Origin of the sequence: Xanthomonas sp. 10-10 (genome assembly GCF_040182365.1) — a bacterium.
In the GTDB taxonomy this organism is placed as follows: Bacteria; Pseudomonadota; Gammaproteobacteria; order Xanthomonadales; family Xanthomonadaceae; genus Xanthomonas; species Xanthomonas arboricola_F.
The window spans coordinates 2,399,720-2,416,866 of sequence record NZ_CP144460.1; the positions used below are offsets into that span (position 1 = coordinate 2,399,720).

7 protein-coding genes are annotated in these 17,147 nt (G+C 64.6%); all 7 read right to left on the reverse strand.

Annotated elements, in window-relative coordinates:
• Positions 1–299: 299 nt before the first annotated feature.
• Entirely contained in the window at positions 300–2,558 is a 2,259-nt protein-coding gene (locus tag VZ068_RS10165; RefSeq protein WP_349657555.1) for a methyl-accepting chemotaxis protein, read from the reverse strand.
• 507 nt (positions 2,559–3,065) lie between these two features.
• Positions 3,066–5,537: a methyl-accepting chemotaxis protein gene (locus VZ068_RS10170; RefSeq protein WP_349657556.1), complete on the reverse strand. Its 2,472-nt coding sequence runs from the start codon at positions 5,535–5,537 to the stop codon at positions 3,066–3,068.
• Between the two features lie 107 nt (positions 5,538–5,644).
• A complete protein-coding gene (locus VZ068_RS10175; protein ID WP_349657557.1) occupies positions 5,645–7,894 on the reverse strand; it encodes a methyl-accepting chemotaxis protein in 2,250 nt (749 codons plus the stop codon).
• A gap of 406 nt (positions 7,895–8,300) precedes the next feature.
• Positions 8,301–10,562 carry a methyl-accepting chemotaxis protein gene (locus tag VZ068_RS10180; protein WP_349657558.1) on the reverse strand — a complete coding sequence of 754 codons (2,262 nt, stop codon included), beginning with the start codon at positions 10,560–10,562 and terminating at the stop codon, positions 8,301–8,303.
• A gap of 202 nt (positions 10,563–10,764) precedes the next feature.
• Positions 10,765–13,113 carry a methyl-accepting chemotaxis protein gene (locus tag VZ068_RS10185; protein WP_349657559.1) on the reverse strand — a complete coding sequence of 783 codons (2,349 nt, stop codon included), beginning with the start codon at positions 13,111–13,113 and terminating at the stop codon, positions 10,765–10,767.
• Between the two features lie 13 nt (positions 13,114–13,126).
• Positions 13,127–13,888, reverse strand: coding sequence for a transporter (locus tag VZ068_RS10190; protein ID WP_349657560.1), 762 nt, complete (start codon positions 13,886–13,888; stop codon positions 13,127–13,129).
• A 413-nt stretch (positions 13,889–14,301) separates the two neighbouring features.
• Positions 14,302–17,091 carry a methyl-accepting chemotaxis protein gene (locus VZ068_RS10195; RefSeq protein WP_349657561.1) on the reverse strand — a complete coding sequence of 930 codons (2,790 nt, stop codon included), beginning with the start codon at positions 17,089–17,091 and terminating at the stop codon, positions 14,302–14,304.
• Positions 17,092–17,147: the final 56 nt, after the last annotated feature.

The window sequence follows — 17,147 nt, forward strand, 5'->3', positions numbered from 1 at the left end:
CGAGATGGATCGCGATGACGCATGTCGACGCAGACGCACTATGTCATCGCATTGTGAATACGCATATAGGAACGTTCGGACGCGCGTGTGAGGCGAAACATTACAGCGATGTGGCTATCAAGCCGGCTGCAATGGTCGCCGGCCGCAGCGCCATCGGTGTGTTCCAGTGCGGTGGCGGGTGGCTGCCGCTGGGCGCTACGCGGTACTGCAGCGCGCCGTGGTGTCTGATCGATCGGCGTAACGCAAAAAGGCCGCTTTCCTCGCGGAAAGCGGCCTTCGGGCGACACCTCATGCGTGACTCAGAACTCCTGCCAATCGCCCGTATCGGCCGCTGCTGCCGAAGTGCCGGTCACGCTGCGACGCGGCGGGGCACTGCTGCCGGCACGTGCGGCCGGACGCGCAGCGAAGCGGGCATTGGCCGGTGCCTTGGCGATGGCCGAGAGCTGACGCGTCACCGCGCTGTGCTCGGCAACCTTGAACACGGCCACCGCTTCGGTGAGCTGCTGGGCCTGTTCTTCCATCGCACGCGCGGCGGCGGTGGCTTCTTCCACCAGGGCGGCATTCTGCTGGGTGGTCTCGTCCATCTGGGTCACGGTCTGGTTGACCTGCTCGATGCCCGAATACTGTTCCTGCGAAGCGGAAGAAATCTCGCCCATGATGTTGGTGACGCGCTGCACGCTGGCGACGATCTCGGCCATGGTAGTGCCGGCCTGGTCGACTAGGGCGGCGCCCTGGGTGACCTTGTCGACCGAGTCGTCGATCAGGTGCTTGATCTCTTTCGCCGCACCGGCCGAACGCTGGGCCAGGGTGCGCACTTCAGAGGCGACCACCGCAAAGCCGCGGCCCTGTTCGCCGGCACGCGCCGCTTCCACGGCGGCATTCAAGGCCAGGATATTGGTCTGGAAGGCGATGCCGTCGATGACGCTGATGATTTCGGCGATCTTCTTCGACGAGCCCTGGATGTCGGCCATGGTGGTGACCACCCTGGCCACCACGTCGCCGCCTTGCGAGGCTACAGCTGCGGCGCCGATGGCGAGCTGGTTGGCTTGACTTGCGTGTTCGGCGTTCTGCTTGACGGTGGAGGTGAGTTCTTCCATCGAGGCGGCGGTTTCTTCCAGATTGGCGGCCTGTTGCTCGGTGCGCTGCGACAGATCCTGGTTGCCGGAAGCGATCTCGCCGGATGCCGACCCGATCGCATTGGCGGCCAGCTGGATACGGCCGACGATGCTGGCCAGCTGTTCGGCGGTGGCGTTGGCGTCGTCGCGCATCTGCGCGAACACGCCCTGGTACTGTCCACTCATGCGCGCGGTGAGGTCGCCGGCAGCGATCGACTGCAACAGGCTGGAGAGCGACTGCAGATTGCCGTCGGCGGTGGACATCAGGTGATTGAGGCTTTCCACCATGATGCGGAAGTCGTACTGGAACTGCTCGGCATTGCCGCGTGCGCTGAAGTCGCCGTTTGCAGCGGCCTGCGCCAGCTGCTTGATTTCCGAATTCATCGTCGACAGGTTCGCCTTGACCTGATTCATCGCAGTGGTGATGGCGGCTTTCTCGCCCGGCAATTGCGGCATGTCTTCGGTCAGGTCGCCGATCGCGTAACGCTCCACCAGGTGAATGGTCTGCGTCTCGAGCGCGATGTGTGCGGCAACCAGCGCGTTGGTGTCTGTGGCCATGCGGCCGTAGTCGCCGGGGAATGCGCCGGCATCCATGCGGAAGCTGATCTGGCCCGCGTCATGACGCTTGGCCATGTCCAGCTGCGCGCTGATCAGATTGCGCACCTGGCTCTGCATGCGGTCCATGGCCTGCAACAGGCGGCCGGTTTCGTCATTGGACTGCGTGCGCACATCGTTATCCAGATCGCCATTGGCAATCGCCTCGGCGGCGCGGGTGGCCTGGGTCAGCGGGCGCACCAGGCTGCGGGTGATCAACCAGCCCAGCAGGACACTGAACAGCACAACCGCCACGCCGCCGCCGATCAACAGGGCACGGCCGCGTACCATTTCGGCGGTGGTTGCGACGTAGGCTTCGGTGGCGCGACGGCGCTGCAGGCCTGCATAGTCCGCCAACGCGACCTGCCATTTTTCGGTAGCCGGCGCGGCCTTTTGCATCAGCAGGGCGAGTGCTTCGTCGGGCTTGGCAGTCAGGCCAAGTTGGGCGACTGCGTCATTGGCCTTGCTTGCGTCTTCGCTGGCCTGGTCGATCTTCTGCCGCATCGCGGCAGCTTCCGGCGATGCCGAGAACACGTACAGCGTGCGACGCGTTTCTTCATAGGACTTCATCTGGTCCTTGATGATGGCGGCAAAGCGCAGATTGTCTTCCTGGGAGGTCGGCAACACGATATTGCGCAACTGCACGGCGATGATCGAGGTCGCGTTGGTCATGTCCTCCAGGTGCTGCATGATCGTGATCTGGCGATTGACCACGGTGTCCATGCGATCACGGGCCTGCGCCAGCGTGTACAGGCCGGCGGCCACTAGCGCGCACGACAACAGGATCAGCGTGCCGAAGGCGAAGGTCAGGCGCTTGCCGACGTTGTACCGTTGAAGAAGAGCGATCATTTTGGGGTCTCGAGGCAGTTGGCAAGAAAGGGCAAGACGCGTCGGGGCGGACGCGCTGGCCAATACGTGAGTCAGGCGAGGCTGGGCATGTCGCGAGCCCATTACCGGTGCGTGTGATACATCGTCACGACGCGACCGAGTGCAGGGCAGGTATGCATGCTTGTGGTCTGTAACGGCCAGCGCTCTTACGGCTGAACTCGCCACGCCCTGTGCGTATGGGCGGCCGTCATTGAGGTGACGTGGATGTGCACAAACTGCCCGGAAACGCCGGTGGGAGCGCTTCCACAAGAGGGGCTGTCTTCTGCGGATTCACTTCATGATCACGCTTTCGGAAGCGATCCGAAGGTGCCGTGCTGAGGAGGGCGGGGTGGAGACCACCAGTTGAGCCTGGACGCACGCGTCCTGTTCAACATACGGGCGTGCGGCAGCAGACCAAGGGATGCAATGCCACTAGCAACGGCCTTACGCCGTGATGCCATCAGACCATCAGACCATCAAACCGTCACGTCACGCCGCGCGCCCGAGCCGGGCAGGCGTGGCCGCTTGCTGCAGCTGGAACACCGACACCGCATCGCGCAACTGCTGCGCCTGTTCTTCCATCGCGCGCGCGGCGGCGGTGGCTTCTTCCACCAGTGCGGCGTTCTGCTGGGTCGCCTGATCCATCTGCGAGACGGTCTGGCCGACCTGCTCGATGCCCTGCGACTGCTGCAGCGAGGCCTCGCTGATCTCGTGCATGATCGTGGTGACGTTGCGCACCGAATCGACGATGTCCTGCATCGTGCGCCCCGCCTGGCCGACCAGCTGGCTGCCATGCTCGACCCGGCTGACCGAATCGTCGATCAGGTGCTTGATCTCCTTGGCCGCAGCGGCCGAGCGCTGCGCCAGGGTGCGTACTTCCGACGCCACTACCGCAAAGCCGCGGCCTTGCTCGCCGGCACGCGCGGCTTCCACCGCCGCGTTCAAGGCCAGGATATTGGTCTGGAAGGCGATGCCGTCGATCACGCCGATGATGTCGGCGATCTTTCTGGAGGCAGCCTGGATGCCGGCCATGGTGCCGACGACCTGGCCGACCACCTCGCCACCTTGCGAGGCGACGGCGGCAGCGCCGACCACCAGCTGATTGGCGCGCCTGGCGTGCTCGGCGTTGTTGCGCACGGTGGAGGTGAGTTCTTCCATCGAGGCGGCGGTTTCTTCCAGATTGGCCGCCTGTTGCTCGGTACGTTGCGACAGGTCCTGGTTGCCGGATGCGATCTCGCTGGCCGCATCGTTGATGGCATCGGTGGAGCGCTGGATGCGCCCGACGATATCGGCCAGCTGCGTCACCGTGGCATTGGCATCGTCGCGCATGCGCGCGAACACGCCGTGGAAGTCGCCCTGCATGCGGCTGGTGAGATCGCCGGCGGCGATCGCCTGCAGCACGTTGGACAGCGACTGCAGATTGGCATCGGCGGTGGACATCAGCTGATTGAGGCTGTCCACCATGGCGCGGAAGTCGTACTGGAAGCGCTGCGCATCGCCGCGCACGCTGAAGTCGCCATTGGCGGCGGCTTGCGCCAGCAGTTTGATTTCGCTGTTCATCGCCGACAGGTTGGCCTTGACGGTGTCCATGGTGTCGCTGAGCACGGCCTTCTCGCCGGGCAGGCGGTCCATGTCCTGGCTCAGATCGCCGATGGCGTAGCGCGACATGATCTGCGCGAGCTTCATCTTCACCGCGATGTGCGAACCGACCAGGGCGTTGGTATCGTGCACCATGGTGGCGTAGGCGCCGGGGAAGCTGTCGGCCTGCATGCGGTAGCTGATCTGGCCGGCGTCGTGGCGCTGCGCCATCTCGCTCTGCGCAGCCAGGACGCGCTGCACCTGTTCCTGCATCTGGCGCATGTTGTCGAGCAGCTGGCCGGTTTCATCGCGGCTGGGTGGCACGATGCGTTCGTCCAGCATGCCCTGCGCGATATTGGCCGCCACCGCAGCGGCGCGGCGCACGTTGCGGGTGAGGGTGGACAAGGTATACCAGCCCAACGCGGCGATCAGCAGCGCGAGCAGTGACAGACCGGCGACGGCCTGGTACATCGCAGTGCGCGCATCCACCAGGTGGCGCTCGGATTGACGCTGCAGGGCTTGCAGCGAGACGCTGCTCAGCTCATGCATGGTCTGGCCAAGCGCATCGAGCGCGGCATTCCACTGCGTGTCGGCCTGCGCATCGCTGCCTTCCAACGCGGCACCAAGGGATTTCAATGCGTCGCTGGCGCGGGTGGCCTCGGCGCTGGCGGCATCGGCCAGCGCAGGGTCGGGCTGTTCCAGCAGGCCCATTGCCTTGTCCAGCTCATGCCGGAAGCGCACGTGATTGCGCTGCAACTGGCTGAGCTGTTCGTGCAGCATGGCGCGATCGTCGCCGGCCTGCGACGGGTCGTTGGCCGCATCCAGGCGGGTCAGCGATTCGGTGGCGTCGGGGCTATAGATCAGGGTCGCAACCACCAGGTGGTAGCTTTCGATATACGGGGTGTAGACCAACTGGCTGTCGTCGCGCAGCGCATCCAGCGCAGCGAAGGCTTGCTCGCTGATGCCGCTGTAGCCGCTGGCTGCGGCGGTCGAGACATGGCGCTGCTGCAGGGCGAGCAGTTGTTTCTGGCTGCGTTCGAAGCCGGGCATGGCCGCCGTGGTGGCGAGCAGTTGCTGCAGATCGCGTTGGGCGCGTTGCGCTGCTGCGTCGGCGGCGGCGCCAGTGTCGACGTGGGCCGCGTGCAGATCGGTAATCAGGCCCAGCATCTGGCCAAGCGGGGCGTAGCTACGCAATTCGTTGCTGCTGATGGCGACGCTTTCATTGAGCTTGCCGCGATAGAGCAGCACCGGGATCACCATGCCGACCAACGCCAGCACACCGATCGCACCGAGTTTTTTGACAATGCCCAGATCGTCCCAGCGGCTGGCCCAGCGGCGCGGGGAGGATGGAGCGGCGTGCGGCAGGGCGGGAGCAGTGGTCATCGGTGCGTCTCATGGGCGTACGCAGACTATCGGCCGATAACTGTTATGCCTTGAGCCGGCCGGCATCGCTGCCGACCGGTACCATTCAGGCAGTTCAGTTCGCTTGCTTAGAACTCCTGCCAGCTGGTGTCGTTGCTGGGTGCGGTGACCACGGCGCGCGGCTTGGACGCTGCGGTGCGGCCAGCTGCTGCCACCTTGGCCTTGACGGCCTGGGTGATTACCTCACGCGGTGCGGCGACACGTGCCGAAGCTTGTACAAGCGCGGCATCGGTCTTGAACACCGCCACCGCATCGGTCAGCTGGGTGGCCTGTTCTTCCAGTGCACGTGCGGCGGCGGTGGCTTCCTCCACCAATGCGGCGTTCTGCTGGGTGGTCTCGTCCATCTGGGTGACAGTCTGGTTGACCTGTTCGATGCCGGCCGACTGTTCCTGCGAGGCGGCGGAGATCTCGCCCATGATGTCGGTGACGCGCTGCACGCTGGCCACCACTTCGCCCATGGTCTTGCCGGCGGTGTGCACCAGCGCGGATCCTTCGGCCACGCGTTGCACGGAGTCGTCGATCAGGCCCTTGATCTCCTTGGCCGCACCCGACGAGCGCTGGGCGAGGGTACGCACTTCCGAGGCAACCACTGCGAAGCCGCGGCCCTGTTCGCCGGCCCGCGCGGCTTCCACCGCTGCGTTCAACGCCAGGATGTTGGTCTGGAAGGCGATGCCGTCGATGACGCTGATGATGTCGGCGATCTTCTTGGACGAGGCTTCGATACCGGACATGGTTTCGACCACCTTGCCGACCACTTCGCCGCCCTGTACCGCCACGCTGGCGGCACCGATGGCGAGCTGGTTGGCCTGGCGTGCGCCCTCGGCGTTCTGCTTGACGGTGGAGGTGAGCTCTTCCATCGAGGCGGCGGTTTCTTCCAGATTGGCGGCCTGCTGCTCGGTCCGCTGCGACAGGTCCTGGTTGCCGGCGGCGATTTCGCTGGCGGCGCCCTTGATCGACACGGCCGACTGCTTGATGCCGGTGACGATTTCGGCCAATTGGGTGGCGGTGGCATTGGCGTCGTCGCGCATCTGCGCGAACACGCCACGGAACTCGCCGCTCATCCGCGCGGTGAGGTCGCCGGCGGCGATCGACTGCAACAAGCCCGACAGCGCCTGCAGATTGCCGTCGGCAGTGGACATCAGGTTGTTGAGGCTTTCGACCATCAGGCGGAAGTCGTACTGGAAGCGCTCTGCCTCGCCGCGGGCGCTGAAGTCGCCGTTGGCGGCGGCCTGTGCCAACTGTTTGATCTGGGTGTTCATTTCACCGAGGTTGACCTTGACCTGGGCCATGGTGTCGCTGAGCACGGCCTTTTCGCCGGGCAGCTTCTCCATATCCTCGGACAGGTCGCCGATCGCGTAGCGGCCCATGATCTGCGCCAGACGCATCTTTACCGCGATATGCGAGCCGACCAGAGTGTTGGTGTCGTGCGCCATGCGACCGTAGTCGCCGGGAAACGCGGCCGCGTCGATACGGAAGCTGATCTGACCTTCGTCGTGGCGCCTGGCCATGTCGGTCTGCGCGGCGAGCAGGTTGCGCAGCTGCAGCTGCATCTTGCTCATCGCCTTGAGCAGGCGGCCGGTTTCGTCGTTGAACGACGTATCGACATCGTTATCCAGCTTGCCGCCGGCAATCGCCTCGGCGGCGCGGGTGGCGCGGCCGAGCGGCTGGGTGAGGCTGCGCGTGATCAACAGGCCCAGTGCGGCGCTCAGCAGGACCACCAACACGGTGCCGGCCAGCAGCAGCTTGCGCGAATCGGCCATCGACTTCAGTGCGACGGCCGATGCATCGGCTGCCATCTTGTCCTGCAGTGTGATGTTTTCGGCAATCTTGTCCTGCCAGCCCTGCATCGCCGGCGCGGCCTTGGTGAGCAGCAAGGGCAGGGCCTCGTCGCTATGACCGGTCATCACCAGATCGATGACCTTGTCGTTCAACACCTTGACCTCGGCACGGCGGGCATCGATGTCGGCGCGCAGCGCCTTGCCCTGTTCCGACGGCGGCATGGCATACAGCGCTTCGCGGGCTTTTGTATAGTCGGCGCGCGCGGACTGGATCTGCGCGATGAACTTGCGATTTTCCTCGTCGGTGGTAGGCAGCACGACATTGCGCAACTGCATGCCAATGATGAAGTTGGCATTGATCATGTCGTTGGACAGGCGGATCTTGACCATATTCTGGTGCACGATGTCGTCGACCAGGGCGCGTGCCGAACTCAGGCCGCGATAGCCGATAAAAGCAATGCAACCGGACAATACGATCAGCACGGCGAAAGCCGCTGCCAAGCGCGGGCCGACGTTATAGCGTTGGAGAAGTGCGGTCATGACCGAATCCTGGAAGGCGTTATGCAGTGGAAGGGAGCGACGAAGGCAGCGCCAACCAGCTGCTGCGTCAGGTGTCGCTATGCGCAGTAACGGCTCATGACAGGTATTACTGAATACCCCGATATCAAAAAATATATAACTCGAGTCAGGCTTGTGAAACATATTGATAATAAATCTTGTCTGCCTGCTTCCATTCTTGCCCTTCTAATTGCTCGAGTCCGGTTTGTAGATAACAGGCTCATCAACACATAAACTAATACAAAGATAAAATATGATGTTTAAGTTGTTTTATCTTGAGTGTTATCGATAGGTTTTCTTGCGGAAACGATCAGTCCAAAAAAAAAACCGCGCCCCCGAGGGAGCGCGGTTTCGATGGCATCGGTCGCAATGCGACCGATCGGGTCGCTCAGAACTCTGCCCAGTCCGATTCGTTGGACGACGCCGACGCCACCGCAGCGCGTGCGGCCGGCCTTGCGGCAGCTTGCCTGGGTTTGGTCGCCGGCGTGCTCGGCGCGGCGGGCCGCTTGGCAGCGATCTGGCGCACCACCGGCGTGGGCCGCGTCACCGCTTCCAGTTCTGCCGACAGGCGGAACAGCGCCACCGCTTCGGTCAATTGCTGGGCCTGATCTTCCATCGAGCGTGCGGCGGCAGTGGCTTCTTCCACAAGTGCTGCGTTTTGCTGGGTGGCTTCGTCCATGTGGGTGACGGTCTGGTTGACCTGCTCGATGCCGGCCGACTGTTCCTGCGAGGCGGCGGAGATCTCGCTCATGATGTCGGTGACGCGCTGCACAGAGGACACGATCTCGCTCATGGTGGTGCCGGCCTGATGCACCAATGCCGAGCCTTCGGCCACCTTGCTGACCGAGTCGTCGATCAGGCTCTTGATTTCCTTGGCTGCGCCGGCCGAACGCTGTGCCAGCGTGCGCACTTCCGAGGCAACCACCGCAAAACCACGGCCTTGCTCGCCGGCACGTGCGGCTTCCACTGCGGCGTTCAAGGCCAGGATATTGGTCTGGAACGCGATGCCGTCGATGACGCTGATGATTTCGGCGATCTTCTTGGACGAGGTCTCGATGCCGGACATGGTGGTGACCACCTGGCCGACCACGCTGCCGCCATGCGATGCCACGCCAGCGGCACCGATCGCCAGCTGGTTGGCCTGGCGCGCGTGCTCGGCGTTCTGCTTGACGGTGGAAGTGAGTTCTTCCATCGAGGCGGCGGTTTCTTCCAGATTGGCCGCCTGTTGCTCGGTGCGCTGCGACAGATCCTGATTGCCCGCAGCAATCTCGCTGGCGGCAGTATTGATCGCCAGGGTGGAGTGCTTGATGCGGCCGACGATGTCGGTCAGGCGTTGTGTGGTGGCATTGGCATCGTCACGCAGACGCGCGAACACGCCGTGGAATTGCCCATCCATGCGTGCGGTCAGGTCGCCTTCGGCCACCGCACCGAGCAACTGCGACAGCTTGCCCAGGTTGCGATCGCTGACTTCCATCATCGAATTCAGATCGGCCACCATCACCGCGAAGTCGTACTTGAAGCGTGCTGCGTCGCCGCGTGCACTGAAGTCGCCCGCCGCTGCGGCCTGCGCCAACTGCTTGATCTCGGTATTGATCGACTGCAGGCTGGCCTTGGCCGCATCCATCGCTTCGTGCAGGATCGCGCGGCTGGCCGGCAAACGGCGTGCGTCCTGGGTCAGGTCGCCCTGTGCGTACTGGTTGAGGATGCGCACCGAATCGGTGATGGCGTCCAGATGCTCGAAGATCATCGTGTTGATGCCGCCAGCCAGCGTGCCGTACACGCCGGGGAAATCCTCCGGCATGCGGTGGGTGATGTCTTCGGCCGCATGCAGATGCGACATGCGTGCGGTCTCGTCGGAGAAGCGGCGCAGCATCTGGGTCATGCGACCGGTGGCGTCGAGCATCTGGCCGATTTCATCCTGGCTGGTCTTGCCGACCTGCACGCTCAGATCGCCGCGCGACACTGCCTGGATGGCGCCCAATGCCTTGGACAGCGGATTGGTGATGCTGCGCGCGATCAACCAGCCGAAGGTGACCGATAGAGCGGCCATCAGCAGCGTGCCGATCAACAGCACCGCGCTGGTCATCTTGAACGAGGCGCTGCTGGCGGTCACCATATTGGCCAGTTCGGCGGACTGCTCGGCATACATCTTGTCGATGGTCTGGAACAGCACCTTGCGGATGTCGCCGGATTGCTTGTTCGCACGCACCGCGGCCGCGTAGTCGGGGTCTTTGTAGAGCGCACGCAAGGCCTTGTTGGCTTCGAAATAGCTCGCGCTTTCTTTGGCGAGCTTGTCGTAGCCGGCCTTCAGCGGCGAGCCGGCACCGATCTTGGCTTCCAGCGCCTTCTGCGTCTGCGCGTATTTGCCCTGGATCTCGTCCATGCGGGTCAGGAAGTAGTCGTAGCGCTCCTGGTCCTGCAGATTGACGAACTGGCCCGACTCGTAGATACGGAATTCGCCGCCGAATGCGCGCAGCTCCGAGAGCCTGCTCAGCACCGGAACCACATCTTCGTTGATCAGCACAGCCTGCTGCTGCATCTGTTTCATGCGCGAGAAGCCGAGCCCGCCAAGCACGGCAGTGAGGACGGCACTGAGGCAGAACGCAAACATCAGTTTGCGGCGAATCGGCCAATCGTTGAATTTGTTCATGCTGTAACTCCGGGGCGTAGCATTGCGCTGTTGTCATGCACGCTAGCGGCCCGGAGCGATGATTCTTTATCTCTGAAGGATGAACCGGGCCGTTCCAGGTCCGGGCTATATGCACGGTTTACCTGGAAAACATGAAGATCGTCCACTATCGTTCGCCCAACGACAGCATCCAAAGCCGTCGTTGCGGCGCTGCAGATACCGCTTAAAAGTCCTGCCACTGGCTATCGTTACCGGGCGCGACCGTGGCTGCGATGGCCGCTGCACGGCGTGTGGAGACTGCCGGTTTGGGCGCGATGGACGTCGGCCTGGCCGGGCCTGCCAACGCGGCGACACGGGGCGCATCGGCAAGCGTGAAGCGTGCGACCGCCTGCGCCAGTTGTCCGGCCTGATCTTCCATCGTGCGCGCTGCCGCCGTGGCTTCCTCCACCAACGCGGCGTTCTGCTGGGTGGCCTCATCCATCTGGGTGATGGTGCGATTGACCTGCTCGATGCCGGACGATTGTTCCTGCGAGGCCGCCGCAATCTCGCCCATGATGTCGGTCACGCGCTGCACGCTGGCGACGATGTCGGCCATGGTGGTGCCCGCCTGGTGGACCAGCTGCGAGCCCTCGGCGACCTTGCCGACCGAATCGTCGATGAGATGCTTGATCTCCTTCGCCGCAGCGGCCGAGCGCTGCGCCAGGGTGCGCACTTCCGAGGCCACCACGGCAAAGCCGCGGCCTTGCTCGCCGGCACGCGCCGCTTCCACCGCTGCGTTCAAGGCCAGGATATTGGTCTGGAAGGCGATGCCGTCGATGACGCTGATGATCTCTGCGATTTTCTTCGATGAGGTTTCGATGCCGGACATGGTGGTGACCACCTGGGCCACCACCGCGCCGCCCTGCGAGGCGACGCCGGCCGCACCGATGGCGAACTGATTGGCCTGACGCGCGCTCTCGGCGTTTTGCTTGACGGTGGAGGTGAGCTCTTCCATCGAGGCGGCGGTTTCTTCGAGATTGGCGGCCTGTTGCTCGGTGCGCTGCGACAGGTCGCTATTGCCGGCGGCGATTTCGCTGGAGGCGGTATGGATGCTGCCGGCGGCCTGCTGGATGCGTCCGATCACCTGCGCCAGCGCTTGTGCGGTGGTATTGGCGTCGTCGCGCATGGTGGCGAATACGCCGTGGAAATCGCCGTGCATGCGTGCGCTCAGGTCGCCCTCGGCCAGCGCGCTCAGCAGCCGCGACACCTCGGCGATGCTCACCGCATTGGCGTCGAGCAGGGCATTGAGCTGTTGCGCCAGTTGCAGGAAAAAGCCCTGCTTGCCGCTGCTGTCGATGCGCTTGGACAGGTCGCCTGCCGCAGCGCTGCGCACGACATCGGCCACGTCCAGTTCCACCCGCGCTTCGGCGGTGCGGTCGCGCCATTCGCAGACAAAGCCCAGATGCGCGCCGCGCTCGTCGCGGATCGCCGACACGTTTTGCGTAATGCAGGTGGCGCGGTAGCGCACTTCGCGTTGCGCGGCGCCCTGGCGGTCCAGGCGCTGGTAGATTTCCGCGTCCTGCGCGTTACCCACTTCCAGCAGCGAGACCGGTTGCCCGACCAGGTCGGCCGTGCGATTGAACGCCGGTGCGCAGGCCTGGATATCGTCCGCATAGGTGTGCAGCAAGGACTGCAGCGCGGTGTTGCTGTAGATGATGGTCAGGTCCGGGTCGGCGATGTACATGCCGGTGGAGGCGTTATCGAGGGCGGTGCGGATGCGCAGGTTTTCTGCGGCGATGCTGCGCTCGCGCTCCAGGCGTTCACGCAGGTCGCGCTGCATGCGCGACAGTGCCGCCATCAGGCTGTGCGCGTGTTTTGCGGCAACCGGGATCGGCTGGTCCAGGCGGCCTTGCGCAATGTGCTGTGCAGCGGCCATGGCCAGTTGCGGTTCGCCGCCAAGCAGGCCGAACACCGAACGCAGGATCCAGCCGGCGGCCAGCGCCAGGCAGACGAATGCAAGCACGACGGCGCCGCCTTGCTGCCACATCACACGGTGGCTGTATTGCTCGGCCTGGCTGCGGTTGGCCTCGTTCAAGGACAGGATGCGCTCGCTGATCGTCCCCATGCGGGTTTCGAGCTGGCCGAACTTGTCGGTGAAATCGCGGTACGCCGCAGCGCTGTCGGCATGCGTTTCGGCCAGCGTCATGACCTGCTCGGCAGAGGCGATGTAGGCCTGCAACGTGGGCGCCACCGCTTCCAGCTCGCTGCGCAATGCAGGGTCCAGCGGGAGCTTGCGGTTGGCTTGCACCGCCTCGCGGAATTCGCCGGCATGTTCGCCCAGCGATGCACGTGCGGCGGCGATGCCGGCATCATCCTGGCGCGATGCGGCGAGCAGCCCGGCAGTGACGTCGCCGCGCAAGGCGTCGTGCATCATGTCGGCCTGCATGTGGTTACGCAGTGCATCGGAGGAGATGACCTGCGCGGTGATGGCATCCAGCAGCCCGCGCTGACCGTTGTAGCCGACACCGCCCAGGGCGAGCAGCGCCAACGCGGCGACCAGCACCAGCACGCCCAACATATGCATGATCTTCATTGCGCAGCCCGTATCAGAAGCGGAAAGACAGACCGACGCCGACGGCGTGGTCGGGCGAGCGGTCGTTGAGACCGCGGCTGTACACCGCATCCAGTTGCACGTCGTTGCTGAGCAGCCAGGCCGAGCCGACATCGAGCAGGGCCACGCTGCCGCCATCGTCGCTCTTGGCGATCTGCGGCAAGGCCACTTCGACGAAGGAGCGCACGCGGTCGTTCCAGGCTTTGCCGAGCACCGCGCCCAGGATGCCTGCGGTGTAGCGATGTCCGTCGCCGTCGTCGTCCCAGATCACCCCGGGCATCACGCCGGCAGAGATGCTGTCGCTGAGCTCCCATTCGGCCACCAGCCGGAACGAGGGGCGTGCACCGCGGCCGCGCAGGGCCTGTGCGCCGCTGGGCAGATCCACGTGCAGCAGCCAGGCCAGCGAGGTCTTGCCACTGTCGGAGCTGGCCAGATGGTGCTTGATGCCGAGCGAGACGTCGGACATGCCGCTGACGCTGGATTCGCCCGGCAGGTCGATGTGCTGCCAGCCATCGGTTTCCAGCCGCAGTTCCCAGGTCTGGCCGAGCCCGTAGCGGAACAGCGTCGGCGTGGAATACCCATCGACCGACGCATCGCGCTCCCACGCGGCGCTGGTTTCCACCTGTAGCCGCTGGTGGCCGACGGTAAGGCTGGACTCGACGAAGTCGGGGCGATCGGTGGCGATGGGGTCTTCGGCGCAGGCATGGCCAGCGACGCACAACAGCGCAAGACAGCTGGCGAGAACGGACGACTTCATGGCAACCCCTGCAATGATCGAATCTCGGACGCATGCGGCTGCGCGTGCGGTGGGCACCTGCGCGCATGCGGTGGTTGAGCGGCTGTTGCGGTGGGGCACAGGCAGCCGTTGTCACCCTGGCTAACGGCAACGCCAGATAAATCTTTAAGCATTGCCGATGGGTGGAGCAGTCAAGGGGCAGGGCGCGCATGCAGTGCAGGAGCGATAGCAAGGCTTGCGTCTGCGTGGCGCCCAGTGTCCGTGCGTGCGTGTTGTCGTTGCAGCGGATCGGTGTCGCAGGCTGGAGCGTCCGCAGGACGTCGCGAGCAGGCACCAGATGCATGCCCGCACGGCGCGCGCCAGCTGCGACGATCAGGATCGACTGCAGGCAACACGGCGCCTGGCACAGGCGCCGTCACTGCATCACGCGTGGATCAGAAATCCTGCCACTGGCTGTCGTTGCCGGCAGTGTTGCCCGATGGCTTGACCGAATGGCGCGCAGGTGCGGCGATGCGCGTGCTGCCGGCGGGTGCGCGCCTGGACGAGGGCAGCGCACGGACGAGCGGCTTGGTTGCAGGCGCTGCGCTTGCCGGTGCAGCCGGATGGCTGAGTTTGAACACGGCGACCGCCTCGGTGAGCTGGCCGGCCTGTTCTTCCATCGCGCGCGCGGCAGCGGTGGCTTCTTCCACCAGCGCGGCGTTCTGCTGGGTGGCCTCGTCCATCTGGGTGACGGTGAGGTTGACCTGCTCGATGCCGGCCGACTGCTCCTGCGACGCAGCGGAGATCTCGCCCATGATGTCGGTGACGCGCTGTACGCTGGCGACGATCTCGCTCATGGTGGTGCCGGCTTGATGCACCAGCGACGAGCCTTGCGCCACCTTGGTGACCGAGTCGTCGATCAGGTGCTTGATCTCCTTGGCCGCACCGGCAGACCGTTGCGCCAAGGTGCGCACTTCCGAGGCCACCACCGCAAAACCGCGGCCTTGCTCGCCGGCACGTGCGGCTTCCACTGCGGCGTTCAACGCCAGGATGTTGGTCTGGAAGGCGATGCCGTCGATGACGCTGATGATTTCGGCGATCTTCTTGGACGAGGTCTCGATGCCGGACATGGTGGTGACGACCTGGGCCACCACCGCGCCGCCATGCGAGGCGACATCGGCAGCGCCGATCGCCAGCTGGTTGGCCTGGCGCGCATGTTCGGCGTTTTGCTTGACGGTTGACGTGAGTTCTTCCATCGAAGCGGCGGTTTCTTCCAGATTGGCCGCCTGTTGTTCGGTGCGCTGCGACAGGTCGTTGTTGCCCGCAGCGATCTCGCTGGCGGCCGCATTGATCTGGGTGGCCGAGGTCTGGATACCGGAGACAATGCCGGTGAGCTGCGCCACGGTGGCGTTGGCGTCGTCGCGCATGCGTGCGAACACGCCGGCGAACTGCCCATTCATGCGCACCCTGAGGTCGCCTTCGGCCAGCGCGCTGAGCAGGCTGGAAATACGCTCCAGGCCTTGCGAGGTGGTTTCCAGCAATCCGTTGAGCTGGCGGCCGAACTCCAGATAGAACCCGTGTTTGTCGTCCAGCGCCAGCCGCTGGCTGAAGTCGCCCATCAACGCCGATTGCACCAGTGCGGCCACTTCCTTCTGCGTGCTGACTTCGGCACTGACATTGCGCCACAGCAGCATGCTGCCGCTGCGACGACCATCGGCCGCGTACAGCGGGGTCATGGTCAGATCCAGGGTCACCGGACCGAAGGCGTAGCGCTCCAGCGTGGTGGACTGCAATTGCTGCAGCCGCTGCATGCGCGCCCTGCCGTCGCTATCGGTACCGAACACGTAGTCCAGCGGCCTGCCGACCACCGCATCGGCACTGAAGCCGGCCTGGCCCTTGGCATGGAAAGCGGGTTCGCCGTGCTTGAGCGAGGTGTGCAGCGCTTCGGTGACGAACACTGCGTTGTGCTGTTCGTCGGCCAGCAACACCTCCATCTCAGAGTGTTCCAGCGCGGTGCGGATGCGCAGGTTTTCGTTGGCGATGGCGGTGTCGCGGTCGATCCGCGCACGCAGGTCGTCCTGCATGCGCTGCATGGCGCCCATCAGCCGGCCAACTTCGTCCCGACGTTGCACGGTGATGTGGTTATCGAGCTTGCCCGACGCGATTGCATCGGCCACGCCGACCGCCGATTCCAGCGGGCGCACCACCTGGCGACGCAGCAGCAGGAACAACGCACCGCTGAGCACCACCGCCGAGGCCAGGCCCACCAACAGGATCGTCCACAGCAAGCGATGCGCCTGCTGCATGATGGCCGCATACGGCACCACCACGCCCAGCGCAAACCGCTCCTGCGCCTTGCCGATCTGCAAGGGCACATACGCACTCACCATGCCGTTGGCATCGGGACTGAAATCCACCGAATCCTTGCCGGCCTTGATCGCTTCGAGCATGGCGCGGTGGCGCGCGTCGGTGACCGGCTTGCCGATGCGTGCGCTATCGCGCGATGACAGCACCACCCCGGCGGGCGACAGCAGTTCGACATATCCGCTGTCCATCGGACGCAGCGCACCCAGGCGCTGCTGCAGGGCTGCCAATGCCACGTCCACCGTCACCGCGCCCACATACTTGCCGTCCTGCAGGATCGGGGTGGACAAGGTGGTCATCAGCACGGTCTTGCCGCCGATCTTGTAGTCGTAGGGTTCGGCAACGGTTTGCCGCAGCAGCGCGCGCGGCTTGAGATTCCAGTCGCCAAGGCCGGGAGTTTCGTAATCGGTGAGCGGCTCGCGCACCAGCGTCTGGCCGTCGCGTCCCCAGTACGTCATGAAGCGGCCGCTGGCATCGTGGCCCTTGGCGTTGGCGAAATCGCTGTCCTTGCCATCGAAGGCCTGCGTCTCCCACAGCGTGCCCATGCCCACCCACTCGGGATGATCCTGCAACTGGTCGTGGATCACCGCAGCGGCGGTATCGCGGCTGATACCGCCGTTGGCGCGTTGTACCAGCAAGCTGGTGGCCAGCGACTGACCGGTGGTCAGTGCCTGCCCAAGTTCGCTGCCGATCTGCTCGGCCTGGTAGCGCGCGGCATTCTGCATCGTGGCCTGGGCAGAGGTGCTCAGCGCACCGCTGCTCTGCCAATAGGTGATGGCCGCGGTCAATCCGAAGCACAGCGAGGCGATGACCGCGGTGCCGAACATCAGCCGGTACGCAAGGCGGCCGCCGAAACGTGAGTGCGAGGGGAGCGAGGTCATGGACATGGCTGCAAAGGGAAGGGAGGAGCCCGCTGAGGCGGGGCAGTGCAGGTAGA